21 protein-coding genes are annotated in these 21,721 nt (G+C 45.7%); 8 read left to right on the plus strand and 13 right to left on the minus strand.

The genetic code is table 11. From position 1 onward, the window contains the following. Positions 1–7: 7 nt before the first annotated feature. On the minus strand, positions 8–910 hold the full coding sequence (locus J4N42_RS22100) for a LysR family transcriptional regulator (RefSeq protein ID WP_252032555.1): 903 nt from the start codon (positions 908–910) through the stop codon (positions 8–10). Positions 911–1,147: 237 nt separating this feature from the next. Here J4N42_RS22100 and J4N42_RS22105 point away from each other — a divergent pair, with 237 nt between their 5' ends. The 4 genes from J4N42_RS22105 (at position 1,148) to J4N42_RS22120 (ending at position 4,275) form a co-directional block, all read left to right on the plus strand. Then, positions 1,148–1,819, plus strand: a complete 672-nt coding sequence (locus tag J4N42_RS22105) for a response regulator transcription factor (protein WP_252032557.1) — start codon at positions 1,148–1,150, stop codon at positions 1,817–1,819. Next, positions 1,788–3,080: a sensor histidine kinase gene (locus J4N42_RS22110; RefSeq protein WP_252032560.1), complete on the plus strand. Its 1,293-nt coding sequence runs from the start codon at positions 1,788–1,790 to the stop codon at positions 3,078–3,080. The genes J4N42_RS22105 and J4N42_RS22110 overlap by 32 nt, the downstream gene beginning before the upstream one ends. 173 nt (positions 3,081–3,253) lie before the next feature. Further along, positions 3,254–3,907: an AcfA family outer membrane beta-barrel protein gene (locus J4N42_RS22115; RefSeq protein WP_252032562.1), complete on the plus strand. Its 654-nt coding sequence runs from the start codon at positions 3,254–3,256 to the stop codon at positions 3,905–3,907. A 32-nt stretch (positions 3,908–3,939) separates the two neighbouring features. Further along, positions 3,940–4,275, plus strand: a complete 336-nt coding sequence (locus J4N42_RS22120; RefSeq protein ID WP_252032564.1) for a NirD/YgiW/YdeI family stress tolerance protein — start codon at positions 3,940–3,942, stop codon at positions 4,273–4,275. A 63-nt stretch (positions 4,276–4,338) separates the two neighbouring features. Here J4N42_RS22120 and J4N42_RS22125 read toward each other — a convergent pair whose 3' ends face one another. Next, positions 4,339–5,229 (minus strand): homocysteine S-methyltransferase family protein, encoded by an 891-nt coding sequence (locus tag J4N42_RS22125; protein ID WP_252032567.1) that lies wholly within the window; start codon positions 5,227–5,229, stop codon positions 4,339–4,341. 197 nt (positions 5,230–5,426) lie between these two features. On the opposite strand from J4N42_RS22125, the gene J4N42_RS22130 reads away from it, so the two are divergent. Beyond that, positions 5,427–5,948, plus strand: coding sequence for a TetR/AcrR family transcriptional regulator (locus tag J4N42_RS22130; protein ID WP_252032569.1), 522 nt, complete (start codon positions 5,427–5,429; stop codon positions 5,946–5,948). A 22-nt stretch (positions 5,949–5,970) separates the two neighbouring features. Next, positions 5,971–6,999, plus strand: coding sequence for an alcohol dehydrogenase family protein (locus J4N42_RS22135; RefSeq protein ID WP_252034138.1), 1,029 nt, complete (start codon positions 5,971–5,973; stop codon positions 6,997–6,999). A gap of 40 nt (positions 7,000–7,039) precedes the next feature. Here the strand turns inward: J4N42_RS22135 and J4N42_RS22140 are convergent, their stop codons facing one another. From J4N42_RS22140 to J4N42_RS22155, 4 genes are all read right to left on the minus strand, one after another. Beyond that, entirely contained in the window at positions 7,040–7,801 is a 762-nt protein-coding gene (locus J4N42_RS22140) for an iron ABC transporter ATP-binding protein (protein ID WP_252032571.1), read from the minus strand. Positions 7,802–7,812: 11 nt separating this feature from the next. Further along, positions 7,813–8,763 (minus strand): iron chelate uptake ABC transporter family permease subunit, encoded by a 951-nt coding sequence (locus tag J4N42_RS22145; RefSeq protein WP_252032574.1) that lies wholly within the window; start codon positions 8,761–8,763, stop codon positions 7,813–7,815. Then, the gene (locus J4N42_RS22150; protein WP_252032577.1) at positions 8,756–9,712 is read right to left on the minus strand and encodes an ABC transporter permease; all 957 of its coding nucleotides are present in this window, start codon (positions 9,710–9,712) and stop codon (positions 8,756–8,758) included. Before J4N42_RS22150 ends, J4N42_RS22145 begins: the two co-directional genes overlap by 8 nt. Before the next feature lie 78 nt (positions 9,713–9,790). Then, positions 9,791–10,711: a siderophore ABC transporter substrate-binding protein gene (locus J4N42_RS22155; protein WP_252032579.1), complete on the minus strand. Its 921-nt coding sequence runs from the start codon at positions 10,709–10,711 to the stop codon at positions 9,791–9,793. Positions 10,712–10,886: 175 nt separating this feature from the next. Between J4N42_RS22155 and J4N42_RS22160 the strand changes: the two genes are divergently transcribed. Together J4N42_RS22160 and J4N42_RS22165 are read left to right on the plus strand one after the other, a co-directional pair. Then, positions 10,887–11,828: a LysR family transcriptional regulator gene (locus J4N42_RS22160; protein ID WP_252034140.1), complete on the plus strand. Its 942-nt coding sequence runs from the start codon at positions 10,887–10,889 to the stop codon at positions 11,826–11,828. A 130-nt stretch (positions 11,829–11,958) separates the two neighbouring features. Then, positions 11,959–13,995 (plus strand): TonB-dependent receptor domain-containing protein, encoded by a 2,037-nt coding sequence (locus tag J4N42_RS22165; RefSeq protein WP_252032582.1) that lies wholly within the window; start codon positions 11,959–11,961, stop codon positions 13,993–13,995. A gap of 55 nt (positions 13,996–14,050) precedes the next feature. Here J4N42_RS22165 and J4N42_RS22170 read toward each other — a convergent pair whose 3' ends face one another. The 7 genes from J4N42_RS22170 to J4N42_RS22200 form a co-directional block, all read right to left on the minus strand. Beyond that, on the minus strand, positions 14,051–15,208 hold the full coding sequence (locus J4N42_RS22170) for a winged helix-turn-helix domain-containing protein (protein WP_252032585.1): 1,158 nt from the start codon (positions 15,206–15,208) through the stop codon (positions 14,051–14,053). Between the two features lie 40 nt (positions 15,209–15,248). After that, complete coding sequence (locus tag J4N42_RS22175) at positions 15,249–16,448, minus strand: multidrug effflux MFS transporter (protein ID WP_252032587.1); 1,200 nt, start codon at positions 16,446–16,448, stop codon at positions 15,249–15,251. After that, complete coding sequence (locus tag J4N42_RS22180) at positions 16,445–17,089, minus strand: recombinase family protein (RefSeq protein WP_252032590.1); 645 nt, start codon at positions 17,087–17,089, stop codon at positions 16,445–16,447. The genes J4N42_RS22175 and J4N42_RS22180 overlap by 4 nt, the downstream gene beginning before the upstream one ends. Before the next feature lie 240 nt (positions 17,090–17,329). Continuing rightward, positions 17,330–18,454: a carbohydrate porin gene (locus J4N42_RS22185; protein ID WP_252032593.1), complete on the minus strand. Its 1,125-nt coding sequence runs from the start codon at positions 18,452–18,454 to the stop codon at positions 17,330–17,332. A gap of 163 nt (positions 18,455–18,617) precedes the next feature. Continuing rightward, positions 18,618–19,256: a bifunctional 4-hydroxy-2-oxoglutarate aldolase/2-dehydro-3-deoxy-phosphogluconate aldolase gene (locus J4N42_RS22190; protein ID WP_252032596.1), complete on the minus strand. Its 639-nt coding sequence runs from the start codon at positions 19,254–19,256 to the stop codon at positions 18,618–18,620. A 16-nt stretch (positions 19,257–19,272) separates the two neighbouring features. Then, positions 19,273–20,238, minus strand: a complete 966-nt coding sequence (locus J4N42_RS22195; protein ID WP_252032599.1) for a sugar kinase — start codon at positions 20,236–20,238, stop codon at positions 19,273–19,275. A 75-nt stretch (positions 20,239–20,313) separates the two neighbouring features. Then, positions 20,314–21,720 (minus strand): PTS transporter subunit EIIC, encoded by a 1,407-nt coding sequence (locus J4N42_RS22200; protein WP_252034142.1) that lies wholly within the window; start codon positions 21,718–21,720, stop codon positions 20,314–20,316. Position 21,721 lies beyond the last annotated feature (1 nt).

Genomic DNA, 21,721 nt, shown 5'->3' on the forward strand with positions numbered 1-21,721 from the left:
CCGCCTACTACACCTGCGCCATAATTAACTCTCTAACCCAGCGATTGGCTGGGTTAGCGTTCATTTTCGACAAGTACACCAAATGAGAATCGAAGGTTTTGGTTTCAAACGGAAAGTCGAGAATAACGAGGTTGAACACCTCTTTATATTGATTGGCAATGGTATGTGGCACTACCCCAACCGCATCGCTGTATGACACCGCTGCCATCATGCCAAGCAGCGATTTGTGCTCGCTGTAAACCTTACGTTGCGGCAGTACGCCCTCGGTTATCCAGTCAACAAATTTCAGGTTAAATCGAGTCATATCAAACAGGGCATGACGTTCCGCCAGATACGCTTCTTTACTGATGGTATCGGCGTTAAGCCTTGGGTGATCTTTGTGAGTAATACAACATAGACTGTCGCGCATAATGATCTGCGACCGAAACACTCTGCTATTGGGTGCATTCACATCAACCACAACATCCACTTTTTCCGCTGTCAGATCTTCACTGATTTGCTCTTCGTTAGCCGGCAAATCAATCAACACAACCTCAATTGAACTGTCTTTTAAGACTTTATCGATTTTTTGCCGCAAGTCATGAATCAAGGCTTCATGGCAATAAATCACGAATCTCCGCCTAGCGGTCGCAGGATCGAACTCCTGAATACCTTCCATCACCCCTTCAATATCCAGAAGCGGGCCTTGCAAACTCAGATAAAAGTCTTGGGCGAATCGAGTCGGCTTTATGCCTCGGCCCGTACGAGCAAACAGTTCGTGCCCAACGCTGTCTTTGAGGCGATTGAGTGCATTACTGACAGCAGATTGAGTTAAATCCAATTGCTCGGCAGCACGTGTTACCGATTCCTGCTCATAGGCAGAAATAAACACACGCAATAGATTAAGATCGAACTTGTTAGGCTGGGACATCACACTCTCGTTGTGGAATCGCGGTAGTTTAAGTATCGAGAATTAATAGTAATTCTCAAGTAAATTTATGTCATTTCTTGGCCGTATCTATTTTCTTATCCTCCTCAATAAAAAAATGACAAGTTCACGCAATTTTTCCGCACGCCATTTGCATCAATCTATTTTCTACATACACTTTGAAAGCACCTGTTTAATTTCTCGGCGAACTTCCTCTCGCCCTAAACAAAAGAACCCACAATGAAGATACTGATTGTCGACGACAGCCACAGCGTTGCTGAAACCATTGCCGACTACCTCGAATTAATGGGCATGACGATAGACTGCGCTTACCACGGTGAGGCAGCCTTACGCTTGGTACAAGAAAATCACTACGATGTCATTATCATGGACGTCATGATGCCCAAGCTAGATGGCATTTCGGCGGTTAAAAAATTACGCGAAGAACTGTTCTGTAATACGCCAATCTTGTTTCTGACCGCCAAAGACACGCTAGAAGACAAAGTCGCGGCATTCGGCGCAGGTGGCGATGACTACTTACTCAAACCTTTTGCGATGGAAGAGCTGGTCATGCGCCTTAAAGCCTTAGCAGTACGTGGCCCAAGGCTCGATACAGGAAAGCTCACTTTTGCCGACATTACCTACGATACTCAAACCGAGAACGTGACCCGATCAGGCTCAGTGATCAAGCTCAGCCGCATTCAATTACAAATACTCAAGGTACTACTCAAGCAGGCACCTGCTATTGTCAGTCGCCAACAAGTGATTGAATCCGTTTGGGGAGAAGACGCACCGAACAGCGATGCACTGCGCAGCCACATCTACGGCCTACGCACCGCTTTGGACAAAGGGTTTGAAGAAACAAGGTTGGAGACCATACATGGCCAAGGCTATCGACTTAAACAGCAGTAAAAGCAGTAGCAAAAAGTACTACCCCAGTATTTACCGCACCATTCGCTGGAGTTTTGGCATTGTCACTCTCGCCATGTTTGGGCTGTTTTGGGGGGTGATCTACATGGCTGAAAATCAGTTGGAGGTCATCAGCTTACATCACTGGCTTGATACCGAAGCCTCCACCTACACCACCAATTACATCAAATATGGTGAAGACACCCCCCTGCCAAATCAAAGCGAATTTACCAGCTATTGGAGCAAACAAGCGTTGCCCGACTGGCTCAAGCAATACAACCAACCAGGGTTCTATGAGCACTTACTGGGAGAAGAAGACAAGCATTTTATCGTCATTCAACATCCTTCGGGAGAAGGGCTCATGTATCTACTGTTTGAAGATGACGCCGATGATTACCTAGATGCGTATGAAGACAATCTGCACAACTCTATTTTCATGATGGGAACCATTGTTTCACTATTAATCTTCGCTTATGGCGTCTACATGGTTCGCTCTATTTCAAAGCCCTTGTTACAGATCGAGCAAAAGATTTCGATGATGTCTCCCGATAAACAAGACTTCACCGTCGATACCCGCTTTGCTGAATCACGCAAAATTGAACAAGCGCTTCTCAATAGCAAACGGGATATTGCGGGTTACTTTCAGCGGGAAAAAGAGTTCAGCCGCTTTGCTTCACATGAGCTTCGCACTCCAATCATGGTAATTCAGGGCTCTTCAGAACTGCTAGAAAAAGTACCCGACATGCCGAGTGTCGCGAACAAAGCCGTAAAGCGTATTCAAGTAGCTGGTGAAGAAATGAAAGTGCTCACTGAAACCTTTCTGCTGCTCGGCAAAGAGAGCATCGACGCGAACTATTTTGATCATCACTACTTAGAAACCGTTCTTGAGCAGCAGGTGGTTCAGCTTGAGCCTTTGTTTGCCAAACAAGGAGCGAGTTACCAAATAAAGATCTCGGAATCAGCCACAATAAACGCACCAGAAAGCTTCATTACGGTAGTGATCAACAATTTGATAAAGAATGCCTTTAGCTACAGCATCGGCGATATCAACATTGAGTTAGAGGGCTCCCAGCTGCGCATCACCAATCGCCATGAAGGCCAAGATACCTACAACGCAGGGTACGGCTGTGGGCTGGCTATTGTAGAGCGAATTTGTCAGCGAATGGAGTGGAATTTCGACACACTAGACGATGGCACTCAATTTGTTGCCCGCGTCGATTTTCAATCTCTTTCAGAAAAATCCCTTTCAGAAAAAATCACCTAGCGATCAGTTCGCTACCTAACCTCCACACGTTGAATCACTTTTTAACGTGTGGGGCTTAATTTAGCTTCCGCTCCAGTTTTTAAAATTAATTCTAGGTTTTCACGTTTCTTCACGATCGCTTCACACTCGATACCGCATAGTAGCCTCATGACAATTAATGAGGCAGCATCACAATGAACAAAACACTGATTTCTTTCTTACTGGCAAGCGCATTCTCGAGTGCCGCCGTGGCTTCTCCATACTTAGGTTTGGAATACGGTTATGGCACAACAAACCATGATTACAACGCAAACTTTGCGTCTGATAACGTAGCGTTAGATCCAAGTAATGAAGAGGGTGTATTTGGTGCATTTGCGGGTTACTCATTCAATGAAAAGTGGGCAATAGAGTTTGGCTATAACCAATACGAGCTCGACGATGGTCACTCACAATACAACGGTACCGTCCCACTTCCGGACGGAGAATATCATCAAGAGACAGAGTGGGATGCATCAGTAAAAGCTAAACAATTCACCATCGCGCCTGTCTATACACACGCATTCAACGATAAATGGACCATGAAGGTCAAAGCGGGCCTCACTTACACCCAATACACCACCAGCCAAAGCAAGGAAGAAGAATTCGAGTTAGTCACCAACGATGATAACGAATTCACCAATACGCTGGTGCATGAGAAAAAAGATTTCAATGAGGTTGGAGGGGTAGTAGCAGTGGGTGCCGAGTATGCTATTTTGCCGCAGTTGACCTTGGGTGCAAACGCCAAATATCAGCTCGACAGATTTGCCAATACGGCGTCGCTCAACGTTTCAACCACTTACTACTTCTAATTTTTTAGTTTTAATAATAAGAGAATCCAAACATGAAAAAAGTATTGTTCGCTTCTGCACTAATTCTAATTTCAAACACTGCATTCGCTGCGTTTAACGGCCCACAAGCACAAGGCATCAACACAGTTTCTGCCGCACTTGAGGCAAAAGACGACAGCTACGTAGAACTTACAGGTAACATTGTAGAATCACTTGGCAATGAAACTTACCTATTCAAAGACCAAACTGGCGAGATCCAAATCGAAATCGACCACGAAGACTGGATGGGTCAAGACGTCGCGCCAGCAGATACCGTGGTTATTCGTGGTGAAGTCGATTCAGAGTGGACCACCAGCCAAATCGACGTTGACGCCATCAAAAAGCTGTAATCACAACATCACAAAGATAAAAGTCATAAGGACATGATTTTTATCGCCCTAATTTGCAGACTCCTACGACTCTTTCCAGTCTTTAAGCGCCTGAATATACTCAGGACCAATCCCGCAGCAACCACCTATGACCGTGGCACCCAATTGATGCCATTGACTGGCGTAATCGACAAACTCTTCGCAGCTCAACTCTCGCATTGATTGCATGGTATCGTTGGCTTCATGTTCCGATCCAATGGGAGTGAAATTGTTGGCATACACACCAATTTCTAGTGTCATACCTTTTTGCTTCATCACTACCTTAGTATCTTTGATCGCTTGCGCCATTACCTCTGGCACAGAACAGTTAAACATCACGCCAGCGGCATTAGCGCTGCACAGCGCCTCGATGGCTGAAGTCACCGCTTCACCCGAACGCAATAACGCCTGAGGAGAAACCGTATCTTCCAGTGAGAACGCGTAGTAACAATCTTTGCTCGATGCTTGGAGAACAGAATGGATCGCGTGAAGTTCTTCAAGAGAAGAAATAGTTTCAGCCAGCCAAATATCAACAAAAGGATCTTGCGCGGCAAAAAGGTCTGTAAAAATCTCTACGCCTTGTTGTGGCTGAAACAAGTCTGGGCGATAACTGCCAAACGCTGGGGGAATAGCGCCAGCTACTACAACCTTGTGATTGCTGTTATCTGCAACGTTTCGAGCAATCTGAGCCGCTTGTGCAGCTAGCTTCTTGCCGTCTGATTGATACAGATCGTCACCCAAGTGAAACGGTACACACGCGTAACTGTTGGCGATAATAATTTGCGCTCCCGCATCGACAAAATGCTGATGCGCCTGAGTCACAAAATGTGGCGACTCAATCAGAGCTTGCGCACTCCATAGGGGTTGCGAAAACGGCGCCCCCATTCGCTTGAGCTCACGGCCCATTCCACCGTCTAGGATAGTGACTGCTTTCATACTAACCTTCATTCCATGATTCAATTAGTAAGAATACTCAACCATCTCATGATTCGGGTCAAATGGTTATCTCGGCAAACATTTTGACAAAGGTAGAACGTTTATTCTACCATTGCAAAAGTAGAACAAACGTTCTACCCACTCTTCACCAAACAAATCGCCAACCATTTTATGTGGCAGAAAAGAGAGCCAATGTAATGAGCACCGAGCTAAAACAACAGATTGCACAGAAGCTGGAGATCGCGTTTAGCCAATATGGCTTCGCCGAACCCAGCGTGTCTAAACTGCAGAAATCGTGTGATGTGAGCCTTCGTACCTTGTACAAATACTATCCATCGAAAGAAGATATGATCGCGGCAGCTCTTGAATTTCGCCATCAAAGATACTTAGCGAGACTCGTTAGTGAACCTTCCATGAGTGGCTTAGCTGCAATTAATCACTGTATAGAACAGCTCGAAGACTGGATGAAAAATCATGCTCCTAATGGCTGTATGTCGAGTTTGGCTATCGCCTCTTTTCCGGAAAACGCCACCATTGCCAGTGTCGTCTCAGAGCACAAACAGGCAGTTCGTCGCCATTTAATCGAGTTGACGGGGAACACAGACACAGGAAATTCACTGTTTTTAATTCATGAGGGGATATCCGCGACTTGGCCAGTATTGGGTTCACAGTCCATCGATATCGCAAAAGCAATGATCACTGAATTAGTCGAGGTATAACGTGAGCAAACTACCCAACACAATGCACGCCGTACAAATGATAGGGCATGGTGGATATGAAATGTTGCAGTATTCAGAGACTGTCGCGATCCCAAGCCCGAAACCAGACCAAGTGCTTATTAGAGTAAAAGCGGCTGGAGTAAACAATACCGATATCAATACACGTATCGGTTGGTATTCGAAAGGCGACAATCAAGCCGAAGATGCCAGCTGGAGCGGTGAAGCACTTAAGTTACCTAGAGTTCAAGGAGCAGACATTTGCGGTGAGATCGTTGCTGTTGGCGGCAAAATTGATGCAAACCGTATCGGACAACGAGTGTTGGTGGAGCCTTGTCTATCCCAAGTCGAAGGTTCGCGACCTAAGATTCCTTGGTATATCGGTTCAGAATGTGACGGCGGATTTGCGCAGTATGCGGTGGTGGATTCGGTCCACGCTTATCACATCAACTCGTCTTTATCCGATGTTGAATTAGCGTCCTTCCCTTGCTCCTATTCCACAGCAGAAAACATGCTCACCCGAGCAAGAGTAAGCCAAGACGATCGAGTGCTTATCTCTGGTGCTTCAGGTGGAGTTGGTTCTGCGGCCATCCAACTAGCCAAAGCTCGCGGTGCGTATGTGATTGCAATAACCAGCCCAAGCAAAAGTGACCACGTAAAAGCGTTGGGCGCTGACCAAACCGTTAGCCGAACAGACTTACTCCCTGAAGTATTAGGTCACAATAGTATCGACGTCGTCATCGATTTAGTCGCAGGCGACGCTTGGCCTCAGTTTCTGGATGTTCTTAGGCACAAAGGTCGCTATGCCGTGTCTGGCGCGATAGGTGGCGCTATGGTCAACTTAGATGTGAGAACCTTGTACCTCAAGGACTTAAGCTTTTTCGGATGTACCGTTCTAGAACCCGAAGTATTCCAAAATCTTGTTAATCGCATTGAAAGCAATCATATCAAGCCGATCGTCGCACGTACTTTCGCGCTCAAAGAGATTCAAGCAGCTCAAGAGTTCTTCCTAGCTAAGAGCCACGTGGGTAAGGTGGTATTAACCGTCGAGTAAAGCACTGTAGGGCGGCTTTGTATTGAAGCAGCCCTACTTATTAACGACGGTAGTACAATGAAATTCGATTTCCTTCAATCTCTTGCACAATAAAAGGAATTTCGTAGATAGAACCAAGCACTTGGGCATCAATCACTTCACCAACCGTACCCGACTTAATCACTTCACCCAACTTCATTGCGACAATATGATCGGAATAGCATGACGCAAAATTAATGTCATGAATGACGATAACAACCGCCTTATTCTTTTCTTCCGCCAATTTTTGCAGCGTCGCCATAATGTCGACTGAGTGTTTAATATCTAGATTATTCAGTGGTTCATCAAGAAAGATATAGTCGGTGTCTTGAGCGACAACCATCGCAATAAACGCCATTTGACGCTGACCACCAGACAGCTGATCAATAAAGCGGTCTTGCAAATGCCCGATCTCAAGGTGCTGCATTGATTCATCGATAATACGATGATCTTCCTCAGTCAATCTCCCTTGGGAATAGGGAAAACGGCCAAATGCTACTAGATCTCGCACAGTAAAACGCATATTGAGGTTGTTGGATTGCCTCAGTACAGACAAGCGCTTAGCGAGTGCTTCACTGCTCCACTTTTCAAGAGGTTGCTCACCAATCAATACCGTTCCTGCATCACTATCCGTTAGGCGACTTGCCATTGAAAGCAGTGTACTTTTTCCCGCTCCATTTGGGCCAATAATACTGGTCACTTTACCTAACGGGAACAGAGCATCCGCATTCTTTACAACGTATTTATCGTTGTATTTTTTACTTAAGCCTTGGATACGAATCATGGGAGTAAACCTTAATCGAATTTATTATTCATCAATAGCAGGAGGAAATATCCGCCACCAACGAAGTTGATTATTACGCTGATGGTGGTATCAAAGTCGAATAGATTTTCTACCACCCACTGCCCTCCAGACAGCAAAACCACAGCTAACAGAGAACTGGCAACAATTAACAGGCGATGCTGATAACCGGTAAAGATTTGGCGTGTTAAAGCCACGACGATCAAGCCAAAAAATAGAATAGGACCAACCAATGCAGTTGAAATGGACACCATTAAAGTAATCACAAACATCACTTGCATGATCAGCTTATGAGTATTTATTCCAAGACTTTTGGCATTATCGATTCCTAGCCACATAACATCTAATTTGGAAGACAACCTAATAAGAAAACTGCCACACAGGAGCAAAGGAATGACACACCAGTAGACTAACTCGTTGTTAATGTTATTAAAGCTGGCGAACATTGAACCCTGAATAAAAGTAAATTCATCTGGATCTGTCACCATGGTAAAGAAGCCAGTTACACTGCTAAACAGACTGCTCAATACAATGCCAATCAACAGTAAGGTAAAGATATTGCGTTGACGCCCCCGGAAGTAAAAACTGAACAATGTCATCGCACAGACAATCATGATTACGGTAGACAACACAAAATTCAATTGACTGTTGATCACCAGCGCACTGAACCCACCAAACGCCGCCACCAACAAAACTTGAATCATGACATACAGAGAATCAAACCCGAGAACCGAAGGCGTCAGTATTCGGTTGTTGGTGATGGTTTGAAAAACAAGCGAAGACGACGCAATAGCGATAGCTGCAAGCACAATGGCCAGTACTTTCGGAATACGACGAGACAAGAAGAACTGATAGTTATCGACGGTAAGGCCTTTACCAATAAACAATGCGCAGATACACAGTGCAGCCACCGCAAGCAGAACTATTTTGATGGAATCACGCATTGGCTTTGTCTCTCAACACAAGATAAATAAAGATTGAACCGCCTAAGATGCTAATGATCATTGAGATTGGGATCTCGTAAGGGAAGATAATCAAACGACCGATGATGTCGCAGCTCAGAACCAGAATCACCCCAGAATAAGCCGTCCAAGGTAAATTACGGCGCATATTGTCACCAATCGCGAGCGAAACTAAGTTGGGAACAATCAGGCCCAAGAAAGGAATCATACCGACGATCATCACCACCGAGGATGACAAAACAGCCACTAAAACGACGCCAATTAGCACGATACGCTGGTAGTTCAAACCAATGTTCTTGGCAAAGCTCTCCCCTACGCTCGCTGCACTAAACCGATTGGCATAAGCGTAAGCCAGTAAAGATACTGGCACAGCCAGATACAAAAATTCGTAATTACCACGTAGTACAGATGCAAAGTTAGCCACAGTCCACGAGCCCAGCGTTTGAACTAAATCGTACTTGTAAGCAATGAAAGTCGTCATCGACGAGACAACATTGCCGTACATAATGCCAATCAGTGGCACCAATACCGTATTTTTAAATTTTAAGCGTTGTAGGAATCGAACAAACAGAACCGTACCGATAACCGAAAAAGCAAAAATGGTGACGAGGTGAACCCAACTGCTCATATCTGCAAAAAGGATTAACGCAACGATATAACCAAGCATGGCCCAATCGACCGTACCTGTTGTCGATGGTGCTGCGAATCGGTTTTGAACGATTTGCTGCATAATCAAGCCTGCAACACTGAGCCCCGCTCCAGCTAGCACGATGGCCAATAATCGAGGCAGTCTGCTCACTAAAAGGATATTTAAGCTATGACTGTCGCCAGAGAGCACTTGAGAAAGAGATAGGTTGGCAACGCCAACTAAAAGGGAGGCCGAGGCTAGAACAAGCAGCAGTAGCAAAGCCAGCAGGTGGGATAATTTCATATCAGAAAACGACTTAGGAGGCCTTTCGAACCAAGTTGTCCAAAAGGCCTCAATTCAATATCAAATTGGAAAGTTTGTTTATTGGCTAATCAGCTGATCTAGCTCGTTAATCATGGTTTGTGTAGATTGATAACCACCCGCCATTAAGTACCAGGCCGCTGGATCCATGAATAACACTTTATTTTGCTTAGCCGCTGGCGTAGAGCTAACAAGGTCGTTATCAAACAGTTGCTTCGCTTTGCCACTACTTTGTCCAATCGCTTGCTCTCGGTCCAAAATCAACAACACTTCAGGTTGCGCATCCGCAATATACTCAAATGAAATCAAGTTACCGTGGGTACGCGGTGTAGAGGCAACATTATCTGAGTGGGAAGTCGCAAAGCCCGCTTCTTGGTACACGAATGAAAAGCGGCTATTTGGACCAAACATCGCTAAGCTGTTCCCGCTATTAGAGACAGTCAGTGCTTTAGGTGCTTCTTCACCAACCTTGTTCTTTAACGCATCAATACGTTGTTGTACATCGGAGATAAGTTGCTGAGCACGATCTTCCTTATCAAAAATTTCGCCCAACGCTCGCCAATGCTGCTGCGTTGTCTTCCAATAATCAGAGGTATCAACACGGAACATGTAAGTTGGTGCAATATCGCTTAAGTCTTTGTAAATGCTTGCCATACGACCTTCAGCAATAATTAAGTCAGGTTTTAGCGTGAACAAGGTTTCGTAGTTCACTTCTTTAACACTGCCAGTATTGATGAAAGTCTCAGCTTGGAACTTGTGTAGTGATGCTGGAAGCAGCGTCTTCGGCATACCAACTGGTGTTATACCCAATGCGTCAACGTAATCTAAACTGCCATAACCCAGCACGACTACGCGCTGAGGCACTTGGTTGATTTCAACACTGCCTAAACTGTGCTGATACGTTTTTGCCATTGCACCAATAGGCGCTAAAGCAAGTAGAGAAGCGCCCATAACAATACGGAGAAAGTGTTTATTAAGCATAGTGATTCCAAAGGTGCGTATCTAAACCGTATTGCTGATACAAGCTAAATACATAGGTTAAAAGTGAACACTCGCACTTGATCTAAATCAAATACGAATCATTCTTGATTGCATGCACATTATCAGACAGGCACTATACGTCAAAAGAATTAACTGAATAGTGAGTATTCAAAAAATGAATTTAGCTCAGTTCGACCTCAATTTGTTAATGGTGCTCAAACACCTGCTGGAAGAGAAGCATGTTTCGAATACAGCATTAGCTCTCAACATGAGCCAGCCATCGGTCAGCCGTAGCCTACAAAAAGTGCGTAAATTGTTTAAAGATGATCTACTTGTTCGAGCAGGACATGGGTACGAGCTAACCCCTAAAGCAGAAATCATTAAACAGGACTTAAATGCCGTTCTTGGGGGGCTGGAGAGGTTAATGTACGACCAATCCTTCCAGCCAGAAAATAGTACCGGTACGATTCGTTTTTTTGGTTTAGTTCCCCAGGTTGTCATGCTACTTCCATCTGTCATCTCTAGGATTCGTCAGGAAGCTCCAAACATGGTGGTCGACATCGACTCTGTGCCTAAACGTCACTTTGATGCGTTAATCGCTGGTGATGTTCACTTTGTGCTCTCAACCAAGGAGCCACCTAGCTCAGAGCAAAACCTGTATCGCATGATTGTCGCCAATAGAGACTACAGATTGCTGATGAGTGAAAATCATCCGCTAGCGCATTTAGATGAGCTTACCGTCGAAATGTTACTCGACTGCCAGTTTGGTCAGATTTCACTTCAGGGTGATAAACGCCTATCGATTGAGCACCGCTTCGTTGAGCTAGGAGTCGTTGATAAACACCGTCGACTCTCTATTCCAGTGCAACTTTCAAACTTCAATGCAGCCCCTGCTATTGCGGAAGAAACTGATGTGATTTTTCACTTACCAACACCTTTTGCAGAAGCCGCTTGCCAAGGAAGAAAACTGGTAATGAAAGAGATGCCTAAAGCCGTTCGGATTGATGCACAAAACGTCTATTTGTATTGGCATAAACGTTACAACAACGACCCAATGTGCCAATGGGTTAAATCTCTATTCAAAGAAATTTATGGCCCAATAGAGACTGAATTATAGAAAACTAAATTATTCACATTTTGAATAGTGATAATCTAATCCACAAATGTTGGATTACTTGAGTTGACTTATTTTTAGCTATTTAATGCGAACCATTATCATTATAAATCGTATTAAATAGGCTGTAACCATGTCAAAAACGACACCTTTTGCATTAAAGCCCTTAGCAGTGGCAACCAGTGCACTTTGTGCTTCTTTGTCTGTTTTCGCAGACACAACAGATTCGAGCATGACAACTGACGAACAAATGGTTGTCACCGCTACACGTACAGAAATGGAGCTAAAAAACGCTCCAGCTTCTATGTCGGTGATCAGCGCAGAGGAAATCGAAAACAACCCAGGTATCACCCTTGCTGACATAGTCGCTAATGCCACCAGCGTAGAATCAGACTACGATGCGACTCGAGCCGGTCGCCAGATGATATCAATACGTGGTATGGACTCGAAATACACTCTAATCATGGTGAATGGTCGTCGTATGAGCTCTGCAAGCGCAATAGTACGCGGCAATGATTTTGACCTTTCAGCTATCCCAATGAACTCCATTGAACGTGTAGAAATCATTCGCGGCCCTATGTCTGCTCTGTATGGCTCAGACGGTATGGGCGGTACCATCAACATCATTACTAAAGCACCAGAAAACGACTGGAGCTCTCAGCTTAGCCTCGATAACTCGACACCAAATGATGGGAATGGTGGTCAAGAGTACAACATTGGATTAACCACATCTGGTGCACTTATTGATGACACTTTATTTGCCCGTTTCTCTTTGTCTCAAACCAGTCGCAATGCTTGGCAGCCTTATACTGGGACAAAAGTTTCTGGTAGCAACGAGTTTGATCGTTCCGACATCACGGCTCTCGAAGAGAGAGACAGCATTGCGATGTTCGGTACTCTTTCATGGCATATGACCAGCGACCAAACCTTAGATCTGGATTTAGGTTACAGCGACGATCAACGTGATACAGCCGCAGAAAGTGGCACCACTGTTTTATATTCCGATGCGCGTGTAAAACGCAACAGCCAAGCACTCACTCACTCTGGGTTCTGGGGTTGGGGTGATACTCAAGTACGATACTCACGTGAAAATGTCGAGAATATCGAAGCTGCAAATGATGGATCTGATTCAATAGAAGAGCTCACACAAATCATTGAGGCTTCCGCAACAACGTACATAGGTGACAGCCATACCGTCACGTTCGGCTTAGACTACCAAACGAGTCAGTTAACCAATCCAGAGCATATTGTTGGTAACAAAGCAGAAGCCTATCAAGGCGCAGTTTTCGTTCAAGACCAATGGGAAATGACCGACACACTCACCGCAACCATTGGTGGTCGTCTTGATAAACATGAACACTACGGGGAAGAGTTCAGCCCTCGTGTTTATTTGGTCCACCAAACCACGGAACAATTAGTGCTGAAAGGCGGTGTTGGTAAAGCGTTCAAAGCTCCAACCATGACGCAAAACCACCCTGACTTTTCAATGAACAGCTGTAAAGGCAACTGTTACATTGTGGGCAATGAAGATTTAGAAGCGGAAACCAGCATTAACTACGAGTTATCCGCATTATACAGTGCTCGCAATTGGAGTTTCGAAGGCGCGCTATTTAGAAATGAAATTGAGAACCTTATCGAGCAAACCGATATTTACTGTGAGGAAGGCTCTTGGTCTAGCGGTGTCATGAGCTGTATCGACGAAGATGGCAATCTCATTGACCGCGACATTTCCGACCCTTATAAGTCTTACCAAAATGTTTCAAAAGCGGTGATTCAAGGCCTTGAGATGTCAGGTAATGTCCAGCTGTCAGACAACTGGGGCCTATCAGGCAACTACACCTACCTCGATACCGAAGACAAAAGTACCGGTGAAGAGTTAGATGGCCGATACAAGCACTCGGCATTCATGCGCTTGAACTGGTACCCAACTAGCAGCCTAAATACGTTTGTGAGCACGCGTTACCGAGGTGACCGTCGAATTGACTCCCAACTGGAACAAGATGCGTACACCACATTCGATTTCGGCACAGTTTACAATGTAAACGACTCACTTCGCTTACGTGCAGGCATCACCAACGTCACAGATGAACGAGTATCTCAAGAGCTCGAAAACCTAGGCTACGTAGAAGCACCTCGCACTTACTATGTAGGCATGACTGCCGATTTCTAAGCTTTCCATAAAGTCCTTATAACGATCAAAGGCGCTCTTGTCAGGGAGCGCCTTTTTACTGGTTCGACCTAGAGATTTTTTGAATATTAACCTCCTGACATTGATTGAACTGCGCAAACAACTGCAGTTCAGGCTCCAATGCGGTCATAAACTCATAATGGTTATGTACGCTTGGTTCGACAACTAAGTGCAGCACATTCAAGGTAGCGCTCTTCTTATCTACTTTACAGTCTGCTCTGGCGACTAATTTCCCGTCCCACACTATCGGCAAGCAGAAGTACCCATATTGGCGTTTTGCTTGTGGCACGTAACATTCCAGTAGATACTCAAAATTAAACAAGGCTTTTGCGCGCTTACGCTGAATGATTAAGTTATCAAAAGGTGAGAGGATTTTTGCGCGTTTACGATTCACTCGTTTATCAAGTAAAGCCAATGCATTCGGGCAAACATAAAACGGCTGTTTGTTCACTTCAACACTCTGAATTCGGCCTGATTCGAGCAATTCAGAAATAGATTGTTGTACTAACCCTTTAACACTTTTCAACTGATACACCATCTCGGGCAGAGTACCTAAACCGTGAGCTTGCAGGTAACTGAGTACCAGAAAATGCCCCTGCTCTTGCTGAGTTGGCATTCGAGTGTCCACGCTTTGCGGCAATACTCGTTCAGTGAGGTCATACACCTTATGAAACCCGCGCCGTTCAGAGATCATCAAATCCCCCTGCATAAACAAGTTTTCTAATGCGCGTTTGGTCGGTTTGGTGTGCCAGCCGTCAGTTTTGTGCTCGGCAGATTCAAAATCTTTGGCCATCAGCGGCCCTTCTGCTTCGATTCGCTTAAGCACACTTTCCATCAGTTGATGATCTTTGCGATACCAGTGAGTCTGTGCGCCAGATTTGATGGCGGCTTTACGAGGCAATGAAAAGCGGTAGTTTTCCATCGGTAAGTAGGCCGCTGCATGCGACCAGTATTCAAACACTTTACCGTCTGCGACCAACTGGTCGAGAAGCTGTGGTTGGTAGCTTGGATTACGGCTCCACAATGTGTGGTGATGAGCCCGCTGCACCACCGAAATAGTATCGATCTGGATGTAGCCCAGTTGCTCAATCGCAGATTGAGTCTTAGCGTAACTTGTCCCTTTCACACTGCCAGTGGGCAGCCCTTGTGACAAAAGCGCAAGTTTCTGCGCTTGAGCCAAAGATAATGATTCCATTCGAACAGAATATTCCTTGTTATTGGTTATTGGTTATCGGTTATTGCTTGCTTCCTTGCAATGTCATTGCCTGCTCGGTGTTAAAGCCACGAACAATATTCGCCAGTGTAATTGCGGTAAACACAACAATGACAAATGATAAGTGCCATGCTTGGCTGAGGCCCAATTGAACTAACCCCATACTCACAATGGACGACACCACCATTTGGCCGCCACCCGACATCGCTGCGGCTGCGCCTGCCTGTTTTTTGTATGGTTGCATCACCAAAGCTTGAGCACAAGGAAGTGCGATCCCGTTTCCGAGAATCATCAGCAATTGACCAATCATCAAGTACAGCGGCTCTAGCGGGCAAAAGAAAAACCACAACGCAGAAGCCACATGAAGCACTGGCGTGAACAGCAGCATATTTCGACTGCCAATCATCGGCCGAACACGATTACAAAGGCTGGTCCCCATGATCATGCCCAATGCAGGAATGATAGCCCACATCGCGTATTCATCGGATGTCATGCCAATTTGGTTTTGCATGATAAACGGCATCACCGATACCGTTGTGATCATCAGACTAAAATTCAACCAACCTATGCTGGCAAAGCTCATGAAATAGCGCGAATTCAGCAACGATTTATACTGCTTAAGCATGTTTTTCGCCGATGGTATCGCACTGGTTTGGCTAAGTGTTTCATCGAATTTCAACGCTATCATTGCCCACGCCAGCGCAACGTAACCAAGCAGCGACACAAACACCATGGTCCAGCCAAAATGGAAGTTAATGAATCCACCAATCACCGGAGCAACTAACGGCGTAATCGAAGCCGCCATCGCAATATAAGATAAGGCAACTGGCAACTGAGCACCGCTGTATCTGTCTCGAGTCGACGCTCGTGCCAGCACCGCACAGCAGCCCGTCCCTAGCCCTTGTAAAAATCGCCCAATAACCATACCCGAGAAAGAATCGCTAAACGCAATAATGGTACCCAAACCGGCTAATGCCAATAGCAAGCCGCTAAGCAATACCTTCTTGCGCCCCAAGGCATCGGATATTGGGCCATAAATAAATTGAGATGGGCCAAAACCAAGCAGGTAAACACTGACCAGCAATTGGGCTTGATCAAGTGAAATGGCAAAGTCTTTCGCTATCCAAGGTAAGGATGGGAACACCAGCCCCATGCTCAGCTGGCCAACGCTGATAATTAAGCAGGCCAATAATATGGTACGAAATTGAATCGGTTTACTCATTCAGGATCACCAGAGGATTCGGTTGCACGCCCCCTGCGTCTTAGGCAGCCTTCATCATCCATCTGATTTAGCTTAGCTTTTACTCGTTTCACGGTCGATACGCTGACCCCACATTGGTCTGCGACACTTTGAATTGTATTTCCTTCCAGCAGCATCGCTTTTACTTGTTGATGCTTCTGCTTATCGGCGGGGCGACCGCGAAACTTGGATTTCCATAGCTCAGGATCACCTTTCAGCTCTTCTCTGCCTAACTCAGCGGCAAACAACCGATGCTGAATTTGCACTTTGGCGTAACCAGATAAGAGCGTCATGATCAGTTTGGTCTGTGGGCAGTCGGCTTTGAGCGTCAGCGCTTCACATCCTGTCACAATGGTCACACCGCGATCTAACAAGGATTCTAATGTCTGCTTGGCCTGAGAAAAATCGCGCCCAAATGCCGTCAACCACCAAACAAATAGGCAATCACCGCTACTCAAATTATCAAACAACTCTTTAAACGCCGGCCTCTCAAATGGAGGGATGTTACCTCGCACTTGGTCCTCAATCACTTCACTGCCTGGCGACAGTTGCTTGAGTGCTGAAAGTTGTTCTGGGTGGGCTCTATTCTTAGGAGAAAATCGGGTATAGATGTATGAAGTCATCGCATCACCTTGGCTTAGATAGAGAACCAAATAGCATTAATAGCCCCATGGTTTATTTTTGGTGCCATTAGCTCATTTGGTGTATTAGCTCACAATATACTTTGGTTCATTATTTCGGTCAACACCAAATGAACCACTCTTTACTTTGCTCACCACTTCAGCGTCAATAAATACAGGCGCCCTAACGAAAAAAGGGTGCTGAACAGGCACCCTTTGATGGACAGGTTTTTCTTTTAACGATTAGAACTCATAGAACAATCGAACACGTGCACCGAAGTCATCTTCTTCAGCAAAGTGATCGGAAGAAACAGTTTGGCTCAAGTCATTTGCAATTGTGGTGTAGTAAGAGCCCAATAGTACAGAAAAGTTCTCCACTTCAAGCACATCAGTGAATTCGTAAGAAGCATATAGCGTAGACGATGACACCTCCCCCTCAGCCCAACCCGCAATTTCTTTGTTTTCGTATTCGTTATTAGCGTATACATAACCAACGCCAAATCCTTTCCAAAGAGCGTTAGCCCCAGCAGAGAAGTTGTTCTCGTCGACAGCATCAAGGTAAGCCACATTTGCGTTCACCGACCAATCACCACTGGTCCAGTTACCCGTTAGGCCATAGCCTGTGCGATCTGAAATGTCGACACCTTGATCAGTAACTACAGCATCAGAAATCAAGTTAGTTTCCATCGATGCTGCCACACTAAAATCACCCATTTGATAAGCAACAACAGGGCGAATTAAAAACGAGTCCTTGCTGCTTGCAATGGTTTGACCATGATAAGAACCACCATCAGTGCCGTTGTGGAATAAGTCAGAACGATCGCCAATCATTGAGCTGAGTTCAACGTACAGGTTGCCGAACGTTTGACTATACATCAGTTGACCATCTGAGCCGCGACCACGTGCTTCTTTCATCTGATAGGTGTATGCCGAACCGTCAGTGTAAAGTTCGTTAGAGGTATCACCGGAATACTCTAGGAACACGTCCAAACCAACAGGAAACATATCATAGGCTTCGAAACGGCCAGCTTTGATTGCCCAGCTGTCTTTTTTACCAAACTCGAAGTAAGCATCATCAAGGTTAACGTCACCAGTGCTTTCAAACAGTGGCTGCGCTTTTACGCCAACGTAGTGACCGTTGCTAGTGAATTTTTCACCCGCGAATTCGATCAGTACACGGCCATCTTGGTTAAACTCTTGTTCGCCAGAATCATTCGACTCACGATCTTGGTAGTTGAAGTTCAATTCGACATCACCGCCGATGGAAAAGTTACCCTCATCATTATCGACAATACTAATACCAGCATTGGCAGATAAGGCCGAAAACACGCCGATTGCGCCCAGAGATAGTGTCAGTGCTTTGTTCATAATTACCCTATATATTTTAGATTTATGGTTTTAAAAGTTCTGATTTTAGAAACAGCAAGCCCCGTCCCTTCTTATAAAAAGAAAGACTTACTAGAATTTATTGTTGTTATTTGGTTAGCCCCTAACCGCAGAAAAAGTCGCGATTAAGAGTGGATTTCAAGAGTTATGAAGAAGACTCAGCGACAAGCTCGACCGCTTCACGGGTCTGCTTTGCCAGTTCTTCCCAATCACCCGCTTCGATGAGCTTTTTGTCGACCATCCACGTACCACCGCATGCCAACACTCGCGGTACGGCTAGGTAGTCTCTGATATTGGTAGGATTGATACCGCCTGTTGGCATGATTTCAACGTCACCATAAGGTGCCAACAGCGCTTTCACCATATTGACGCCCCCCGATGCTTCTGCCGGGAAGAACTTGAGTGTCGTGAGCCCCATTTCTAACGCCGCTTCGACCGCACTTGGGTTGTTAACACCAGGCACGATATCAATGCCAATCTCTTGGCAAGCTTTAACGGTGTTAGGGTTAAATCCCGGAGAAACCACAAAGGTTGCCCCCGCTTCTTTCGCTGCGATAGCCTGCTCGCGATTAAGCACGGTGCCAGCACCAATCAGCATACCTGGCTGTGCTTCACGCAATAGACGGATGGCTTCAGCAGCAGCATCGGAACGAAAAGTAATTTCCGCCGCTGGTAATCCATTCTCCACCAGCACTTTACCCAATGGGATGATGTCTTCTGCGCGATCAATCGCAATCACTGGGATAACTCTGAGCGCTTTGAGTTGAGCTTTTAAATTCGACATGTTGTTTCCTATGAATCTATTTTTTGAACTGTGCGGTAACCGTATCAGTTGCCAGTTTTGGGATAATTGCGCCTTTGTGCTGAATAACGGTGCCAGCGAGGGTATTACCATTCATACACGCTTGTTGGATGTTGCCACCCGATAAGTAAGTCGCGAGAAAGCCGCCATTAAATGAATCACCTGCCGACGTGGTATCAATAACATTGTCTACCGGTGTCGTCGCCACAGAGTAAGGTTCAGATGCATTTGAATCAGCGACTAAACAACCTTCAGCACCGAGCTTAACCACCACATTTTTCACCCCTTGTGCTTGCAAGCGTGTGATTGTGTCGTATGCCGTTGTATCCCCCCAAATCAGCTGCTCATCATCGAAAGTAACCAAAGCCAAATCTGTGGTTTGATACATGGCTTGATAACATGCTCGAACAGTCTTCATCAGATCTTGCGGCCAAAGTGCTGGGCGAAAGTTGCTATCAAAAGCGATCTCAACACCCGTAGCTCGCAAGCGGCTCAAAAGCTCAAGCAGCTGGATACGATCTTGTTCAGACAAAATGGCTAAGCTAATACCGCTGATAAACACCATATCAGCCTGAGTCAGTGACTCCGCTACGCGAGCAAAGTCAGTATGTTGCAGTAAGTAGCGCGCGGCTGATTGATTACGCCAATAAAGGAAGGTGCGTTCACCTTGGTTATCCAGTTGGATCAGGTACAAACCCGGCGTGCGTGTTTCATCTCGCAAAACGAAATCCGTGCCGACACCTTCTTGCTGCCAACGCTCCACCATGCCATTGCTCAGAGGGTCGGTGCCCATTGCAGTGACATATTGCACTTGCGCCGGCGTTGATGCTCTTAGAGCTTGGCTACAACGGCTAAGGTAAACCGCAGCATTCAATGTGTCGCCACCAAACGTCTGCTGCATGCTGCCAAACGGCTTGCCGTTCAACTCGATCATGCATTCCCCAAGTATTGCGATTGTCTTCATGTCAGTTCTTTTTAAGCATGCTGAATAGACCTGTCGACATTAGATACAACAGGTCTACATAGAGAGAAGAGAGAATTATTTGTTATCGATACGTACGAACATCATGGTCATTGCGAATGACAACGCAAACACACCAATCACGCCCAGTACGGCTTGAACAAAGTTTTGTGTGCCACTTGCTAAGTAAGCTGGCAGACTGAACACAGAAGAAAGAATGTAGCTTGTTAAGTGGGTATCGATTGTGACCGAAATTGCACCAACAATACCTGTCGCCAAGCTCGCCATAAACAGTGCTTTGGTGTACTTAGTCAACACACCAAACAGAGCAGGCTCAGTGATACCAAGGATAGCGGTAATACCCGAACCGACTGTGATAGACGATTGCTCTTTGCTGGCGTGTTTACGTTGCTTGTACCAAATCGCCATGGTTGCGCCTGCAATAGCCAAGTTTCCTAGACACATAATTGGCATCAGTAGATCTTTTCCGTAAAGAGCAAAATTGTTCAAACTGATTGGTGTCATGCTGTGGTGAATACCAAATACAATGGTGATTGGACGGGTCAAACCGAACACAAAACCAGTCAGTGTTGGTGATACCTCCAGTAGCGAGCTTACAACCCAGCCAGCACCGTTACTTACCCACATCCCAGCAGGCGCAACGACAGAAAGTACGACCGTTGAAGTCACAGTGAAAGCAAGTAGCGGAGTGAATACTGGTTTGGCAGAAGCAGGAACTAACTTGTCTACCATAGGGGTGATTTTAGATAGCACCCAAACCGCTAAAATTGCAGGGACAATTGCGCCACCATAGTTCAGCAGCTCGATTGGAATCACACCGAATACGCTAAGTTCTGGAGCATTTCCAGCTTGGCTCAACAGTGTGGCTTTTTCCAACAACTTTGGCGACATCATCGCCGCAGCAACCGCTAACGCAATGTATTCATTGACTTTAAACACCTTTGCAGCAGAGAAAGACACTAGCATTGGTAGAAAGAAGAACACTGCTACAGAAATAGAGCGGAAGAAGAAAACAGTGTCGGAAGACTCAGAGATAACGTTAGTCGCAATCAGGCCAGATAGCAGCCCCATTAACATACCTGCTCCCGCAATAGCAGGAACAACAGGACCAAAGATTCCTGCCACGATGCGCATCGCGTTTTGGAATAGCTTACCTTTCTCTTGCTCGGTTTCTGCATCTTCTGGCGCGGCGCTTGCTCCAGACAGCGCTAGGTACCACTTTTCTACGTCGACACCAATAATCACCTGGGTCTGACCTTGCCCAAGAACCACACCTTTTACGCCTTGAATCGCTTCTAGCTTTTCTTTGTCGGCTTTCGACTCATCCACCAATTTAAAACGCAAGCGAGTCATGCAGTGGGTGATGTTTGCAATGTTTTCGTTGCCGCCAAGTGCCGCGACCAATTCTTGTAGTTTCATGCTAAAGCTGTCTGCCTTACCTGACGGTGTATCGCCAGCTGCCATG

The sequence above is a fragment of the Vibrio sp. SCSIO 43135 genome (assembly GCF_023716665.1).
In the GTDB taxonomy this organism is placed as follows: Bacteria; Pseudomonadota; Gammaproteobacteria; order Enterobacterales; family Vibrionaceae; genus Vibrio; species Vibrio paucivorans.